Source organism: Leptolyngbya sp. AN10 (assembly GCF_050565645.1).
Taxonomy (GTDB): domain Bacteria; phylum Cyanobacteriota; class Cyanobacteriia; order Leptolyngbyales; family Leptolyngbyaceae; genus Leptolyngbya.
This window is the reverse complement of the sequence record NZ_JBNXVP010000044.1, coordinates 12723-29389: the sequence shown is the minus strand read 5'-3', so window position 1 is coordinate 29389 and position 16667 is coordinate 12723. Positions and strand designations below refer to the sequence as shown.

Below are 16667 nucleotides of genomic sequence, written 5' to 3'. Positions count from 1 at the left end.
TTTAACGACGTGCATAACATGAATTCCTGAGCTTTAACTACCGTTTGCTGCGAATGCTCTGAAGCAATCTGACTAAAGGACTGTACCAATCGAGCAAGTTCACTCGCACAAATCCAGCCGTGGTCGATCCTCTCGGAATCGGCATTCGATTGATTTCAGTAAAGCGGAATTTCTTCGGCAGCAAACTCATCAAACCGTTGGGCAGAAATAGCACGACAGTCAAAAGAATGATGCCAACAATTAATTGCCAATCTTGAGTAATGCGATCGACTGAATTCTGCAATTGTCCGAGTAAAATTGCCGCGATCACAGGTCCAAACAGTGTTCCTCGACCGCCAACCGCGACCCAGATTACAATCTGTGTGCCAAAAGCAACGGCAAGATAGACCGGAGAAATAAACCGATTCAGTGGCACAAATAAGCCGCCTGCGATGCCTGCAATTCCGGCTGATAATGTCCAGATAAAGATCTTGTAGTTTGCGACATCGTAGCCCAGATAGGAAATTCGCTGCTCGTTCTCTTTAATCGATCGTAGAATCAAGCCAAAGTTCGATCGCGTTAACCACCAACTCCCAGCAAGCACCAGTGCTGTGAATCCGAGAATGATGTAGTACAAACCAAGCTGAGGAACAACAATTCCAAAAAAGCTCAACTTCGAGACATCAGTAATTCCGTTCGTTCCACCTGTAAACGCTTGTTGACTCACAAAGAACGTCGTTAGGGCTGAAGAAATCGCCAGTGTAATAATCGTGATGTACACGCCACTCACTTTAGAGCGGAAAATAAACCAGCCGATGATATAAGCAAATCCCGCCGGAAGTGCGACCATCGCGATCGCAGCAATTGGAAAAATCTGCAAGGGTGCAATAAACCAGGGAAGTTCCTTGAGTCCATTCCACACCATAAAATCGGGCAAAGCGACCCCGTAAGTGTTTGCAGAGGCGGCTAAGTTCAGCTTGAGATAGTACGCCATTGCATACCCGCCCAGCGTGAAGAACACTCCGTGAGCAAAACTTAGAATTCCAGTAAATCCCCAAACGAGATCTAACGAAACCGCCAGAGTTCCAAATAGTAGCAACTTTGCCATCAAGTTCGTTTGAAAGCTACCTGCTACGAATGGAAAAATACACAGAACCAGCAGCAAAATTGCGCTAATCGCAACCAGCCGCTTTGGAACATTTGTTGCTTGTCGAATCCGCCCAATTACCTCCGTCATAGCTATTAGCTCCGCTTCTGAATCGTGAATAAACCTTCTGGGCGATAACGAATCAAGACAATCACCGCTGCCAATACAATTACTCTCGCAGTCGGATCATTGAGAAAATAAGCGATCGCTGCATTCGATTGCCCAATCAAAAACGCGCCCGCCAACACACCCACCAGCTTATCGACTCCTCCAGTTACAACGGTCATCCAGGCATCTACAAGATAGTCTTGTCCCATCGGTGGAGCGACACTCTTGAGCGAAGAGATCACAGTTCCCGCGATTCCTGCTAGACCACACCCATACGCAAAAGTTGCCATGTCCACGAGACTGGTATTCACTCCCAAACATTTCGCCATATCGCGGTTTTGGGTCACAGCCCGCACTTCTCGCCCCAAAGCTGTGCCATAGAGCAGATAGCCCGTCAACGCCAACAATGCCAGCGCCATGAAGATGATGAAGAGCCGATAGATTGAGATCTGAACGACCTGATCACCTCCTTGGAATAGCGTCCAGTTGCCTCGAATGTAAGAAGGTGCTCTCACGTACTTTAACTGAGCCGTAAAAATCAGCTTAACCACACCTTGAAGAACAATACTCAGTCCCCAAGTTGCTAAAAGCGTCTCCAGTGGTCGCCCATAAAGACGACGAATAATCGTCAGTTCTACGATCGCACCAATGAATGCAGTGAACAAAAACGAGAACGGAATTGTTAGCAGCAAATCCATCTTAAAGACGCTTTGCAGCACAAACGTGGTGTAAGCACCCAGCATGATAAATTCGCCATGTGCGAGATTGATAATCCGCATCACACCGAATGTAATCGCTAACCCCAAACCTGTAAGCAGTAGAATACCAACAATTCCTAAACCATTGAGGAGTTGATTGGTAAATGCGATCGTAGAAAATCCCTCTGCGGGAGAAGACTGTGCCAAATAGAAGATCGAAGCCAGTGTGTGAACTATCAAAGCGTTTCTGCCCTCCAAATGTAAGAACTGAGATGCTTCAGACTGATCTACAGCCTGAAGCACCACGACGACCTAGATTTTTAGCAACTCAACTGGAAGATCTTTCTTGGTTTCAACGATCGGATTTCCACGCTTGTCGGGAGTTGCATGAACACAAGTCCGACCTTTGTAGAGCGCCTGACTCCAAGGAATCGGCTTCACGGCTGCTTCAGTTGAAAAGACGATTTCCGCTTGTCCATCCGCTTTCCATTTGCCAATCCGAGAATAGAGGAACGTATGATAGTTCTCTGGATCAACCTTCACCGTTCCTTGAGGCGCTTTAAACACCTGTCCACGTGTGGCTTCTCTCAAGTTCGCTGTCGTCAATTCTTTTCCTTCTTTGAGGCACTTTTCCATCGCTTGCGCCATAAAGAAAGTCTGGAAATAAGCCGCTTCCATCACTCCGTTTGTCACTCGATCGGGACCAAATTTCGCTTTGAACTGTTCCACAAACGCTTTATTTTCTGCCGTATCCACCGTTTGGAAGTAGTTGAAGCTGGTGTAGTGTCCTTCAGCAAATTCTGGACCCATTGCCTGAATCTCTTCTTCGGTCGTCGGATACGCCATGATCGGAATATCTTTGGAAGTGATCCCGGAGTCTTTCAACTGCTTGTAAAACGCGGGAATACTATCACCGACAAGATTGCTGAGAATAAAATTGGGTTTTGCCTGCTTGATCTTGTTGATGATAGTAATGAATTCAGTTGTGCCCAGTGCAGCATACTCATCACCAACCACTTCGCCGCCTGCTTTCACCAATTCTGCTTTCGCAATCCGGTTACTTTCTTTCGGATAGATGTAGTCAGAACCAATGAAGAAACCGCGCTTACCAAAAGTCTTGGCACAGAACGGAATCGAATCAGTAATCTGCTGGTTCGGAGCAGCTCCCGTGTAGAACACATTGGAACTACATTCGTTTCCTTCATAGTAAACCGGATAGTACAGGAGTTTATCTTTCTCCTCAAACACAGGCAACACCGATTTACGGCTTGCAGAGGTGTAGCATCCTAGCACACAGGCAACTTTATCTTCATCAATCAATCGCTTTGCCATTTGGTTGTACAAATCCCAGTTAGAGTCGGGATTCACGACAACCATATCGATCTTTTTGCCATTGATCCCTTGCTTGCCCGACCAAGGACCTTTACCTTCATTGATTTGTTCAACCGCGAGGAATGTTGCATCTTGCAGCGACTTTTCAACGATCGCGATCGTACCTGTCGTGGAGTAAAGCACTCCGACTTTGATTCCATCACCAGAGGGAGAAGAAACCCCTACGGCACTACCAGCGCTTGTGGTAGCTGTTTCAGTCCCCCCATTCGAGCAAGCAGCAACAATACTACTGCCAACCGCTAAAGAGCCATACTGAATAAATCGACGGCGACTAATCCCACCTACAATTCGGGGCGACTTCATAACTTGAAATTCTCCTTGGAGCAATATTACAATCTCAAAAAATGATCCATTTAATGTCCGATCATCCAGGGACGACTACCAGAATGGTGCTGGACTTGGGGCGCTTTCGGCTCTCGATCGCGCTTGACTAACTGTGGCTCTCGAATCTCTTGCTTCAATCGCAGCGAACCAGAAAGCATCGGCAACGGTGTAAAAATTCGCTTTCCTGGCTCATTGCATTCTGGACAAGATGCAGCGTTGCTAGATTCAGACATCGATCGCCAAACATCAAAGACACCGCAATCATCACACTTGAACTCGTAGAGAGGCATAGGCGTACTAGGTAGGAAGAATGTTTTGATCAAAGATTGCCGTTGGAATCGCCAAGGTACAGCAAGCATTTGGAACATCAACAATGCCGCTAACTCTTCCTTCCACGGGCGCACAGCTTAAGAGTAGATAAGCTTGCTCTCCGGTCAGTCCGAACTTCTTGAGATATTCGATCGCATTCAAACAAGCTCGACGATAGGCAATATGCACATCCATAAAGTACTGTTTGCCTGTGAACTCATCGACGGAAATCCCTTCAAACACAAGGTACTCAGAGTAATGAGGTTCAACGGGACCTGGTTTGAAGATCGGATTGACCATGCCATATTTCTCCACGCCACCTTTGATGATGTCCACATGGAGATCAATAAAGCCGGACATCTCGATCGCGCCGCAGAATGAAATTTCACCATCTCCCTGTGAAAAGTGAATGTCCCCCATTGAGAGCTTCGCACCTTCCACATACACAGGGAAATAGATGCGCGTTCCTCTCGACAAATTCTTGATGTCACAGTTGCCGCCGTGTTCGCGTGGGGGAACAGTTCGAGCCGCTTCCGCTGCAACGCGATCGTACTCTGACTTATCCAACTTGCCCAAGATTGCATTCGTCGGATTAGGCAATGCTGCCAGCACCGGAACCCCATCCATGTTGATTCCAGCCCCATACGTTCGTCGATCGGGCTGACTGTTCATCAGTTCCGTTTCGCGCTTGTTCCACTTTGCTAAAAGCTCATGCGAAGGAGCGCAACCGATCAAACCTGGATGAGTAATCCCAGCAAATTTGACCCCAGGAATGTGACGCGAGGAAGTATAAATCCCTTGGAAATCCCAAATTGCTTTAGCAGCGGATGGGAAATGATCGGTTAAGAATCCTCCTCCGTTTTTCTTGTCGAAGATGCCTGTAAAGCCCCATTCATCCCCTTGCAGAGCACCAATATCAACCAGGTCAACCACTAAAATATCGCCTGGTTCCGCTCCATTGACCCAGATTGGTCCACTCAGCACGTGAACCACACTGAGATCGACATCTCGAATGTCATCAGGACTATCATTGTTCTTGATTTGTCCATCTGTCCAATCTTTGCACTCAATCCGAAAGACATCACCTGGATTTACCGATGCCACTGCTGGAATGTCTGGATGCCAGCGGTTATGTCCAGGGAGTTCTTGCTGATCCATTGGCTTCGTCAGATCAACTTTGAATAGAGTTTTGGGCATTAACCTCTCCTTCGTCTTGAAAGATATACTGCTATGCGAAAAAGACCTGAATGAATCAGGTAGTGAGTTTGCAGACGTGTGTTGCGAACCCGCCTTGTAGATTGAGTTGATAGATAACTTGAAGTGACTAACAAACAGTCAAGATCACACAGTAAAGCTTTGAATTGAGAAACCAAATGTCGATCGCTGTTACTGTTTGATTGCTCATCATTCTAGAGATAGAGCTAATAGCGTGTTGTACCTAACGATACCATTCAATTAAATGATTAACTATCAACTGATAAATGGTTAAGTATTTAACCAAATCGAAGAAAGAGCGATGTAGATTCTTCGCATCTTTCTTTGAAAGATTTCGTGGTCAAACATCCGCGAAACTCTTACGGTAAAAGAGTTTCCCGCTGGAGCACATGAAAAAAGGCGAAAGTCGATCGATACATCGATTAGTAGATGAAGAGCAACTTTCGCTGTCACTACACCTGCACTACGAAACGATTGCTCCTACCCTTTCGTAGTGCAAGACTTGATAGATAAAACTGAACAATGATTAGAGGCTAGTAGAAACTGGAACGGTTGCAGGTTGAGGCTTTTCAACCGAAACAGTGGGTGCTTTTTGAGTCGGCAAACCCTCGATCGGACATTCTGGAGTTCCAACTGTTGAGCGAGTTAAGGACTCTACCTTCTCCTTCGCTTTCTTCGGATCTAAGATCCATTCGCGGTAGAACTCATACGGACATTCCGCCATACCATCAGAGCCATCACCAGAGTTCAGCATTCCAGTGTAGCCACGGTGGAGCAGCTTGAAGATATGGTTCTGAGATTGAGCATTCTTGCGGAAGTCGCGAATTGCAAACTTAGACAAGGCTGCGTATTGAATGCCGTTTTCTTCTTCGCCACATTCACCTAAAGTTCGACCATCAAATCCAACCACTGCGGAATGTCCAAAGTAGCTATAAACGCCATCAAATCCAGCCGCATTTGCAACGGCAACATAGACATTGTTCATCCACGCCATTGCTTTAGACACCAGGATTTGCTGATCTTTAGCAGGATACATATATCCTTGGCAACGAATGATCAACTCTGCACCGCGCATCACACAGTCGCGCCAAATCTCAGGATAGTTGCCGTCATCACAGATGATCAAGCTAATTTTCAAGCCTTTCGGACCCTCTGAAACGTAGGTGCAGTTACCCGGATACCAACCTTCGATCGGTGTCCAAGGCATGATTTTGCGATACTTTTGCACAATCTCACCCTGATCATTCATCAAGATCAGCGTGTTGTAAGGCACTTTGTTGGGGTGGTCTTCATGCCTTTCGCCTGTGAGTGAAAACACGCCCCAGACCTTGTTTCTGATGCAAGCTTCGGCAAAAATTGCAGTTTCTTCGCCTGGAATCACTGCCGCAGTTTCCATCATTTCCTTGGAATCATACATAATTCCATGAGTGGAATACTCTGGAAAGATTACCAAATCCATCCCTGGTAGCCCAAGCTTCATGCCATCAATCATTGAAGCAATTTTCTTGCAGTTTTCAATGACTTCCGCTTTAGTGTGCAAGCGCGGCATTTTATAGTTAACAACTGCAACTCCAACAGAATCATCACTCGAAGAAATATCACCGTGATAAGACATTCTGAACCTCTAATTGCATTCAAAGGAGTACTAGATCGCCACAAATCTGAAAGACTAGCAAGTAATCTTTCCATGACCACATCACTTTTGAACTTTCGTAATTTTGACGATCGCTGTTCGTTGGTCAGAGCGATTCAACTTCGTGCCACCAATCCATAGATTTCTAGATGGCTCTTGGTGGTATGGAATGCATCATAAAGAATGCAACTCTTGAATTTTGTATCTAGTTTTACACTTAATAGTTAATCTCTTAACTATCTTCTGATATGACAGATTTCCCTGACTTATCAAGGGTTTCAGTCAGAAGAAGAACATTTCGCGCCCGTTGTATTCTTCAATTCGGCGATCGAGCTTCAAGAATCTTCAAGCATTTTTGAGCCAGTTGGATCATCTTTTGTCGCTCTGCACCATCTAACGTTTCGATCAATTCAGAAAATTGATAGTTACCTTGAGGAGCAATCCATTGCAGAAATTCTTGTCCTTTTGGAGTCAGTCTCACTTTTAATGCTCGTCGATCGGCTGGATTGTGATCCCGCTCGACATACGATTCCTGTTCTAATCCATCAAGCAGTCCGGTCATTGCTGCTCGTGACACTCCACAGTGTTTTGCTAACGAAGATGGACTTGCACAGAGTTCAGGGCTTTCATTCAAATACATCAAAACTGAGAGCTTTGTTTGTGAAAGTCCTAGTTTTGCAGATTGTTCGTCGGTGAGTCGCAGAACAAGACGAGCAATTTGATTGATCGTAGAGAGCATCGAAAATGTCGTTGCATTGGAATGATGCAAGATGTCGTTCGTGACTTCTGTAACTAATTGACCGAGCGTTTCAATCTTTTCTCGATGAGGAGAGGATTGGATCAGAGAATCAGTTTGTGAACCCGATCGAAGATCCGTTTCCGCTTGCTGATAGTCCGATAATTGCGATCGCAGTTTTTGACTCACTTCCAACATTTGCATAAAAGTCGAAAATGCTCTAAGTGCTGTGACAACAACAAGCAGAAGCTTTTCAGAAGTTAATTCGGTTTTCAGCTTGTAATCATCGATTCCATAGTTCAGCGCGACATCGGTTTCAGGAGCTTGTCCTGGCTGTCCCGTTCGCAGAATAATTCTTGCAGGTCGATTGCCTAATTCTTCGCGCACATAGTTTACTAACTGCAATCCCGCATCTTCCGTTTCCATTACCACATCTAAAAAGATGATCGCGATATCAGAGTGCGATCGCAAAATTTGCTTCGCTTCCTCAGCCGAATACGCACTAATAAAGCTGAGAGACTTATTCTCAAAGGTGACATCACTCAGAACAAGCTTCGTCACTTCATGCACTTCCCTATCATCATCAACAATCAAAATCTTCCAACTCTGCTCAGGTTGAGAAGATTCTATTTCTTCGGCAAACTGAATTTCTTCGTCTGCTTGAGCAAAAATTAGATCATCGTTGTCCGGGGCGTGATGAACATTCGGTGACATGGCAAACAAGGGTTATTCAAGAGTAGCTAGGTTTCGCGATCGCACAAAAGGCGACTCAGGGCTTTGGAAGTTCGATGATGAATTTTGTTCCTTGACAAAGCTGACTCTCGCATCGAATCGAGCCATTTAGCTTTTGAGTCACTAGATTGTAAACGATGTGCAATCCCAAACCGCTACCTCCTCGACCACGTTTCGTTGTGAAAAAAGGTTCAAAGATTTTTCCTAAGTTTTCAGGAGCAATCCCTTGACCGTCATCAGCATACTCAAAAACAATCTGATTCTCAACTGATTCAAAGCGTAATACGATACATCCTCGATCGCCGGATTGATAGGCGTGAAGCAGAGAATTCATCACAAAATTCGTTACAATCTGCGAGAACGCGCCTGGATAGCTATTTAGCATCAGATCAGAATCGCCTAAAACCTCGATCGTATGCGGTGTTGTTTTTAGCACCGGACTAAGCTGTAGCAAAACTTCTTCAAGATACGCCTTAAGGTTAAATACCCGTTTCGATTCGCTCGATTGATCGACAGCAACTTGCTTAAAGCTTTGAATCAACTGAGCAGCACGATTGAGATTGTTTAAAGTCATTTGACTACTCTGCTGCGCCAGATCGAGAAATTTTTCTAAGTCCGATCGCTTAATGGTATTTCGCTTAAACCCATCGGAAAACGCAGTCGTTTTCTCAACTAATAATGAAGCCGCAGTAACTCCAATTCCGATCGGCGTATTCACCTCATGAGCAATCCCCGCAACCAGTCCGCCCAAAGCTGCCAGTTTTTCAGTTTGAATCAGTTGAGCTTCTGCCTGTTTCAGATTTCGCAGTGTTTGTTCAAGCTGTTGCGCTTTTTCTTGTAGTTGAATTTCTGCAAGTTGGCGTTCTTCGACTTCTTGTTGAAGGAGTAAATTCTGTTTATCGAGTTCTTCTTGAGCTAACTGCCGACTTTCCTGAGTCAGAATCAACCACCAAGCACTGATTCCAATTACAACTAGGAGCACAGCGGAGACTTCGATTAATGTTGCGGTAAGTCGCTCTATAGTTTGTCGATCGATAGCAGGTTCGCTCAACACTTGTTGATAATAGACAACGCCTAAAATGATGCCTAACAGTGTTGACAGAGAAAAGAACAAAGCGAGATACTTCAGCAACCTCACTTTTGTCTGCGGTGACAATTTACCCTGCAAAAAGCTTTTATCTGTCAATTTATCTAGATTTGAATCAAGAATTTCAGTTGTTTTACAAGCATCGTGACAGTGCATATCCAGGCTACAACACAATGAGCAAATCGAGTCTGCATAGACTGGACAAAATGCCATATCTTGCGGCTCATATTCCTGCTCACAAATGCAGCAATCGATCGTATGAGTGCAATCAGAATAAGCATCTTCACGCGCAATGTAATATTTTCCCTGAGTTAAAAGCGCGATCGCGGGAACTAATACGATCGCTAATCCAAGCGCAATAAACGACGCAAACGCTTTGGCAACTGCTCCAAACAATCCAACAAATGCGATCATCGAAACAATCGAAGCAATCAACACTGAGCCACACCCAACCGGATTGAAGTTGTAGAGATGTGCCCGTTTAAACTCAATGTAAGACGGACTCAAACCCAGTGGCTTATTGATCACCAAGTCCGCGACTAATGCTCCCACCCAAGCGATCGCAACATTAGAATAAAGTCCCAGTACCGCTTCCAGTGTCGAAAAGACACCCAACTCCATTAATAACAGTGCGATTCCCACATTAAATACCAGCCAAACTACTCGCCCCGGATGACTATGAGTTAATCGAGAAAAAAAGTTCGACCAAGCCAACGATCCCGCATAAGCATTCGTGACATTGATTTTGACTTGAGAGAGAATCACGAAAAATACTGTCACTGCTAAAGCGATCGACGAACTCGAAAAAACTGATTCAAACCCAACAGAATACATCTGAGTCGGTTGTTTTGCGGCAATAAAACTGATGCCATGCTCGATCGCTAACGCCGCTAAAAATGATCCTCCTAACTGCTTCGCACATCCAAAAAAGATCCAACCCGGACCCGCCAACACCACTGCTAACCACCATTTCCCGCGATTTGTTTCTTGCTGATCCGGCAAAAATCGCAGATAGTCTACTTGCTCCCCAATCTGCACAATCAAAGAAAACGAAACCGTCGCCGCAGTTCCAAATAGCAATGGATCAAACGCAGAGCCACTGCTTGACTGTCCCCCAAATTGCACCCAATTCGACAGTGCATCCGGTTGCTTGTACAGAATGCAAACGTAAGGTAGAAAAAGCAACGTCAGCCAAATCGGTTGCGTCCAAAGATGCAATTGATTGATCAATGTCACCCCAAAAAACACGAGCGGGATGATTGCTAGAGAACAGACGATATAGCCGATCGCTAACGGCAACTGAAAATATAGCTCTAGCGCCTGCGCCATAATCACCGCTTCAAGCGCAAAAAAGATAAACGTAAACGAAGCATAGATTAAGGATGTAATCGTTGAGCCGATATATCCAAACCCTGCACCTCGCGTCAGCAAATCCATATCAATATTGTATTTGGCGGCATAATACGCGATCGGTAATCCGGTCAGAAAAATGATCAGTCCGACCGTCAAAATTGCCCAAAACGAATTTGCAAAACCATAGTTAATTGCAAGAGATCCCCCGATCGCTTCCAGTGCCAAAAATGACAGTCCCCCGGTCGCTGTATTCGTGACCAACCACTCTGACCATTTTCTAAAAGATTTTGGGGCAAATCTCAGGGCATAATCTTCGATCGTTTCTGCTGCAACCCAAGAATTGTAGTCACGTCGAACCTTAACGATCTTAAAATTTGACTGAATTGGCATAAACTAACGTTCTCAATTCAGATAGAACAAAGGTGCTGATTAGATGGAGAAACCAGCATCAGTTTAATTTGTATGGGCGGAGGGAGAATCGAACTCCCATACCTTTCGGTGCCACATTTTGAGTGTGGTGCGTCTACCAGTTTCGCCATCCGCCCGGATGTGTTTCTACTATACAGCATCGATCGCATTTCAATCAAGCATTAAATATTTTCCACGGAAGATCGAATCGGCAAATGATGGCACGATCGACGAAAGTTGCCCCCGATCGCCATGTTGCCTAAATACTCACTCATCATCCCGATCTACAACGAAGAAGCCACGATCGCGGCATTATACGATCGTGTTCGCACCGTCATCGATCAATTGGATGCACCGACTGAGGTGATTTTGATTAATGATGGCAGTCGAGATCGATCGCTTCAATTAATGCGCGAATTGCACCAGCACGATTCACGAGTGTGCTACCTCAGTTTGGCGAGAAATTTTGGGCATCAAGTCGCCGTGACCGCTGGATTGAACTATGTGCGGGGTCGAGTCGTGATTGTGATGGATGCAGATTTGCAAGATCCACCTGAACTGATTCCAGAAATGATTGAGCGATGGCGACAAGGCTATCAAGTGGTGTATGCCCAACGGATTCAGCGACGAGAAGAAGGCTGGTTTAAGCGAGTCACCGCTTATCTGTTCTATCGATTGCTCAAACAATTGGCAGATGTAGAGATTCCTACCGATACCGGGGATTTTTGCTTGATGGATCGGCAAGTCGTCGATGTTTTGAATGCAATGCCAGAGCGGAATCGGTATATTCGGGGACTACGATCGTGGGTGGGATTTCGGCAAACGGCGGTGAAGTTCGATCGCGATCCTCGATTTGCAGGCGAGGTAAAGTATACCTTCGGCAAGTCATTGGGATTGGCGATTAGTGGATTAGTGTCATTCTCGAAAGTTCCCTTGCGGATTTCGACTTATGTGGGTTTGTTTGCAGCGCTGGTTGCAATTGTGATGATGATTTTAGTGTTTTACTGGCGGATTGCTTATCCTGGATCGCCGTTGACAGGACTTACGACGATCGTGGTTGCTATCTTCTTTCTCGGTGCAGTACAACTCTTAAGTATTGGCATTTTAGGAGAGTACATTGGGCGAATCTACGAGGAAGTGAAAAATCGCCCGCTGTATACGGTTTCTGAGGTTGCAGGGTTTGAACGAGAACCAGGCATCACGATCGACGAAGACCGGACGCGATCGCGCTTTGGGTAAGGTACGATGACAACATCTGTATTGCTCCGACTTATGACGACAGAACAGCGACTTGATCAACTTGAAGACGAATTTGAAACGGTCAAACAAATTTTGGCTTCTGCGGCTCGATATGCGGAATCTGCAAATGAAAAACTCGATCGATTCATTGAGGAATCTCGCGCCTATCAAGCTCGCACGGATATCCGTATGGAACAAGTCGAACGCCAAATGCAACAAACTGAAGCTCGAATGCAACAGACTGAAGCTCGAATGCAACAGACTGAAGCTCGAATGCAACGAATCGAGGAACGGATGTTGGTGTTCGACGAGCGATTTGCTCAATTTATTGATCGTATCGAAGAGATCGAAGCGCAAGCCGCGATCGACCGAGCGAATTTTCAGGATCGAATGCAAGAATTGGCGGAGCAGGCAGAGCGCGATCGTAATCAAGCCAATCTTGATCGTGCAGAATTTAGAACGACTGTAGAAGGCATTCTGAATGCTTTAACTCAGCGATTTAATGGAAATGGCAATACTTAGACGAGTTGCAGCAGTTGTCGATCGAGATCATCCAAGACAGGTGCATCCGGAGTAAATTTCCGGGCAAAGTGAGCCGAAGATGCTTGGAACTTAGGTAAATCTGAGCGATCGAGAATCTTCGGGTGTGGTCCTCCAGCAGACCAGTCATGGTAACGCCAATCATTAGAATCAAGCTTCAAATGGGGAGCATTGCCGATGATTGTTTGGAAGTAAGATTCGTCTGCAAACATCACCCAGCGATAGTGTTCTGCCAGTTCAGGCTGCGTGTGATGGAAGTCGATAATGTAATCGATCGATCGTTGATTGGCACAAAACCAAGATTTACCTGCATAACAACGAAAGTCCGAAGTGAATGGCACAAAAGGCTTCATCAGCTTTTCCGGTTTTAATCGCAATTTTTGCCAGTTGAGCTTGAGTGGGTCTGCAATCCATTTCGGCATGGGAATCCAGCGAGTGTAGTAACGCGCATACATTTCACGATGCCAATCGGTTTTGAAGTTTGGCGGATCAATTAGATCGGTTTCCATGTGAAAGTCTGCCTGACTCGCTTTTAGATCAGCAATCACTTGAGCAGCAGGTTTGATCGGATAGTCTGAACCGCTGATTAGGATTGTCCATTCCGGTCGATCGAGCCTTTTCTGCATTTGCTCCATTGCTTTGATCACCGCTTCATTTGCTGAGAATTCACCCCAACGGGTTTGAACGTGCGGTGTTACGAAAGTCATGTTTTCGGGAAATAGCTCGATCGACATCGGACACTGTGAGAAATCGTGATGTGACACGATCGGAGGATGATCAAAGATGCGATTTAAGCGATCGACCAACCGCTGGATCTGTTTTGGGTTGGAATGGGTTAGCAAAATAAATCCAACAGTTGGAGACATAAGCAGCTACAAGTTTGCGATCTCGACAGGCTCGATCTTATCCGCTGGCTCGTATCCAAACACCTGCGAATAGAAATAAAATTCCCCGTCTAAAGCGCGTTTAATGTTCTCTGCTTTACGAAATCCATGTTGCTCCCCCTGAAATAAGACATACGCCACAGGGAGTCCTTTCTGTTTTAAAGCTTCGACCATCATTTCAGCCTGATTCGGTGGAACGATTCTATCTTCGTCGCCCTGGAAGAAAATAACGGGACAAGATAAGCGATCGACTGCACTAATCGGTGCTCGTTCTTCATACAAGTCGGCTCGTTCTGGATAAGGTCCGATTAATCCATCTAAGTAGCGCGATTCAAACTTATGAGTGTCTTCTGCTAGAGCTTTCAGACTGCTCACGCCATAGTAGCTTGCACCTGCTTTGAAGGTATCTCTAAAAGTTAATGCACACAGTGTAGTGTATCCACCTGCACTACCGCCCGCTATTACTAATCGATCGCCATCGGCTTTCCCTTGCTCTGCCAGGTACTTTGCACCATTCGCACAGTCATCCACATCAACAATGCCCCAAGTTCCTTTTAGTCGCTCTCGGTAAGCTCGTCCATATCCTGTACTGCCGCCATAGTTCACATCCAACACAGCAAACCCTCGACTCGTCCAGTACTGAATCCCTAAGTTAAAAGATGCAGAAGTTGAAGCGGTTGGACCTCCGTGACTTTTCACTAACATCGGAGGGCGTTCGCCTTCGGGTGCTGTATAGTCTTTGTTCTTCGGAGCATAGTAGAGCGCGTGAGCGGTGAGATTGTTCTCAGTCGGAAACTCGATCGCTTCTGGAACGGAGAGATAGCCTGGATCAATTTTCAATTCGCTGGCTCGTCGCAGGACTTCAAATTGCTGAGTGTTCAGATCGTATTTAACGATCACAGTTGGCTCCATTGATGATCCACCCACAAACACGGCATGATCTGAACAAACTTGCAATCCAGCAATGCTTGTATAAGGTGTTTCAATCGGTGATAGTTCGAGACTCTCTAAATCTAAGCTGGCAAATCGACTTAAGCCATTTTCGGTATAGCTACAAATGATTTTGTTTCCTGCAAATCCATAAGTAGACATCCCAAATACCCAAAGAGGTAAACCAAATTCTGCGGCTTTCTCACACAGAGATTCGATTGTTCCGCTGCTCGGATTCCAGCGATAGAAATTCCACCATCCAGTACGATCGCTAATAAAAATCAAGCTTCCATCTGGCGACCATTCCGGCTGAAAGATTGACTCTTCTAGACCACCTGCAATCCTTTCCGGTGTTCCCAATGTTCCATCAGCATTAATCTTTGCTGTCCATAGCTCGGTTCCATCCCAAGGCATATTCGGGTGATTCCAGCAAATCCAACTGAGTCGAGAACTATCCGGACTCAGACGCGGAAAAGCATAAAAATCAGCACCAGACACAAGAACAGTCTGGCTTTGATCAGAAAGGGAAATCGTAGCGATCGTATTCTCAACCGTTTCGCCATGTTCTTCCCGCACACAAATTAAGCGATTCCGAGTTTGGTCTAAAACAGCATCCGCATATCTGAAAGATGCTTCAGGAGTCAGTGCGATCGGGTCTTCTCCGATTCTCTGTTGATATAGCCTTTGATCCGCAAAATTCGAGAAATAAACCGTTTCCGCATCAATCATAAATGCCCCTCCCCCGTATTCATGCACCCGTGTTCGCGCATTAAACGGCATCGGTGTCACATCTAGGGTTTGCCCATTCGTAGAGCGCTGCACAACCACATTCCGCCCTCCCTCAGTAGGACGAGATTCTGTCCAATAAATTGTTTTGTCATCTAACTTAATCTGTCCCAGCCCGATCGTGCCTGCCACAATTAAATCCGAGCTAATCGGCGACTTCCAAGTTCCATACGATCCAACAACCATAGCTTTCTCCAGTTCACCTCATTTAAGCTATCGCAATTGTACAAATCTGCTCACTTTAGAGATTCGTGCTACAGTAAAACAAGAGAGGTGTTTAGCTCGGTTGGTTTGTTTTTTCTGACAGTGGCTCGTTCGTTTTCATCGAAACTAGCAAGTATGTTTGGCTTAAAGCAGGCACACTCCGATACGATTGCCTCGTTCATTTCTGGTTCTGGAGAATTCTTTCAATGTCGATTTATGTAGGTAACCTGTCCTATGAGGTTACACGTGAAGATTTAACCGAAATCTTTGCAGAATACGGATCTGTCAAGCGCGTTCAGCTTCCGGTTGATCGTGAAACGGGACGGATGCGTGGGTTCGGATTTGTGGAAATGGAAACCGATGCCGAAGAAGACAAAGCGATCGAAGCTTTGGACGGCGCGGAATGGATGGGACGCGATATGCGTGTCAACAAAGCGAAGCCTCGTGAAGAATCGCGCGGCGGCGGTGGCGGTGGTCGCAGTGGCGGCGGTCGCAGCGGTGGTTTTTCACAACGCTACTAATTTGATTCGCTAGAATTGATTCCCTCGTGGTGTGTACTGCGGGGGAATTTCTTTTTGATGTGAGAAAGATGAGAGCGAGAATCGATCAGGATATTTTGTATTTGCACCATGAGGATGTGCCGCCGTTTAAGAAGGGCGGATCGGTGGTGCGAAATAGTTATTTTTGGGCGTTGAAGTCGATCGCGGGTCGAGCAAAGCGCGATCGAGATTGGGAATATGAACCAGAGGTGTGGTTTGCGTTGCAGCGAATGTTGCTGTCGTTTGCAGAATCCGGATATTTGGGATTGTCGGAGACGATCTTAGAATTTTCCGAGGATGCAATGATACCGGACGAACTGCGATCGATTTCGACGCGGATTTAAATGAGTGATGAACCTCGATCGAATTTGAGGATTTTGGTGTGTTCGTTCATCCGCTATTCCACCCGGAGGTAAACCGTCCG

At 45.8% G+C, this 16667-nt stretch carries 14 protein-coding genes and 1 tRNA gene; 4 read left to right on the top strand and 11 right to left on the bottom strand.

The genetic code is table 11. From position 1 onward, the window contains the following. Nucleotides 1-37 precede the first annotated feature (37 nt). The 9 genes from urtC to ACQ4M5_RS34805 form a co-directional block, all read right to left on the bottom strand. On the bottom strand, nt 38-1216 hold the full coding sequence (urtC, locus tag ACQ4M5_RS34845; protein WP_430680381.1) for an urea ABC transporter permease subunit UrtC: 1179 nt from the start codon (nt 1214-1216) through the stop codon (nt 38-40). Between the two features lie 5 nt (nt 1217-1221). After that, nucleotides 1222-2235, bottom strand: a complete 1014-nt coding sequence (urtB, locus tag ACQ4M5_RS34840) for an urea ABC transporter permease subunit UrtB (RefSeq protein ID WP_430680380.1) — start codon at nt 2233-2235, stop codon at nt 1222-1224. 9 nt (nt 2236-2244) lie between these two features. Beyond that, entirely contained in the window at nt 2245-3627 is a 1383-nt protein-coding gene (locus tag ACQ4M5_RS34835; protein WP_430680379.1) for an ABC transporter substrate-binding protein, read from the bottom strand. A 50-nt stretch (nt 3628-3677) separates the two neighbouring features. Next, nucleotides 3678-3938, bottom strand: a complete 261-nt coding sequence (locus ACQ4M5_RS34830; RefSeq protein WP_430680378.1) for an FmdB family zinc ribbon protein — start codon at nt 3936-3938, stop codon at nt 3678-3680. A gap of 7 nt (nt 3939-3945) precedes the next feature. After that, nucleotides 3946-5154, bottom strand: a complete 1209-nt coding sequence (gene fmdA / locus ACQ4M5_RS34825; RefSeq protein ID WP_430680377.1) for a formamidase — start codon at nt 5152-5154, stop codon at nt 3946-3948. Nucleotides 5155-5698: 544 nt separating this feature from the next. Continuing rightward, nucleotides 5699-6787, bottom strand: a complete 1089-nt coding sequence (locus ACQ4M5_RS34820) for an aliphatic amidase (RefSeq protein WP_430680376.1) — start codon at nt 6785-6787, stop codon at nt 5699-5701. A 334-nt stretch (nt 6788-7121) separates the two neighbouring features. Continuing rightward, nucleotides 7122-8255: a MarR family transcriptional regulator gene (locus ACQ4M5_RS34815; RefSeq protein WP_430680375.1), complete on the bottom strand. Its 1134-nt coding sequence runs from the start codon at nt 8253-8255 to the stop codon at nt 7122-7124. A gap of 55 nt (nt 8256-8310) precedes the next feature. Beyond that, nucleotides 8311-11103 carry an ATP-binding protein gene (locus ACQ4M5_RS34810; protein WP_430680374.1) on the bottom strand — a complete coding sequence of 931 codons (2793 nt, stop codon included), beginning with the start codon at nt 11101-11103 and terminating at the stop codon, nt 8311-8313. A gap of 73 nt (nt 11104-11176) precedes the next feature. After that, nucleotides 11177-11258, bottom strand: a tRNA-Leu gene (locus tag ACQ4M5_RS34805). Nucleotides 11259-11373: 115 nt separating this feature from the next. Between ACQ4M5_RS34805 and ACQ4M5_RS34800 the strand changes: the two genes are divergently transcribed. Then, complete coding sequence (locus ACQ4M5_RS34800) at nt 11374-12360, top strand: glycosyltransferase family 2 protein (protein WP_430680373.1); 987 nt, start codon at nt 11374-11376, stop codon at nt 12358-12360. Nucleotides 12361-12366: 6 nt separating this feature from the next. Beyond that, complete coding sequence (locus tag ACQ4M5_RS34795; RefSeq protein WP_430680372.1) at nt 12367-12882, top strand: hypothetical protein; 516 nt, start codon at nt 12367-12369, stop codon at nt 12880-12882. Here ACQ4M5_RS34795 and ACQ4M5_RS34790 read toward each other — a convergent pair. Next, nucleotides 12879-13766: a beta-1,6-N-acetylglucosaminyltransferase gene (locus tag ACQ4M5_RS34790; protein ID WP_430680371.1), complete on the bottom strand. Its 888-nt coding sequence runs from the start codon at nt 13764-13766 to the stop codon at nt 12879-12881. The genes ACQ4M5_RS34795 and ACQ4M5_RS34790 overlap by 4 nt on opposite strands. A 6-nt stretch (nt 13767-13772) precedes the next feature. After that, nucleotides 13773-15686 carry a S9 family peptidase gene (locus ACQ4M5_RS34785; protein ID WP_430680370.1) on the bottom strand — a complete coding sequence of 638 codons (1914 nt, stop codon included), beginning with the start codon at nt 15684-15686 and terminating at the stop codon, nt 13773-13775. A gap of 224 nt (nt 15687-15910) precedes the next feature. Between ACQ4M5_RS34785 and ACQ4M5_RS34780 the strand changes: the two genes are divergently transcribed. Together ACQ4M5_RS34780 and ACQ4M5_RS34775 are read left to right on the top strand one after the other, a co-directional pair. Next, complete coding sequence (locus tag ACQ4M5_RS34780) at nt 15911-16225, top strand: RNA recognition motif domain-containing protein (RefSeq protein ID WP_068379726.1); 315 nt, start codon at nt 15911-15913, stop codon at nt 16223-16225. A 68-nt stretch (nt 16226-16293) separates the two neighbouring features. Further along, on the top strand, nt 16294-16587 hold the full coding sequence (locus tag ACQ4M5_RS34775) for a hypothetical protein (RefSeq protein ID WP_430680369.1): 294 nt from the start codon (nt 16294-16296) through the stop codon (nt 16585-16587). Nucleotides 16588-16667: the final 80 nt, after the last annotated feature.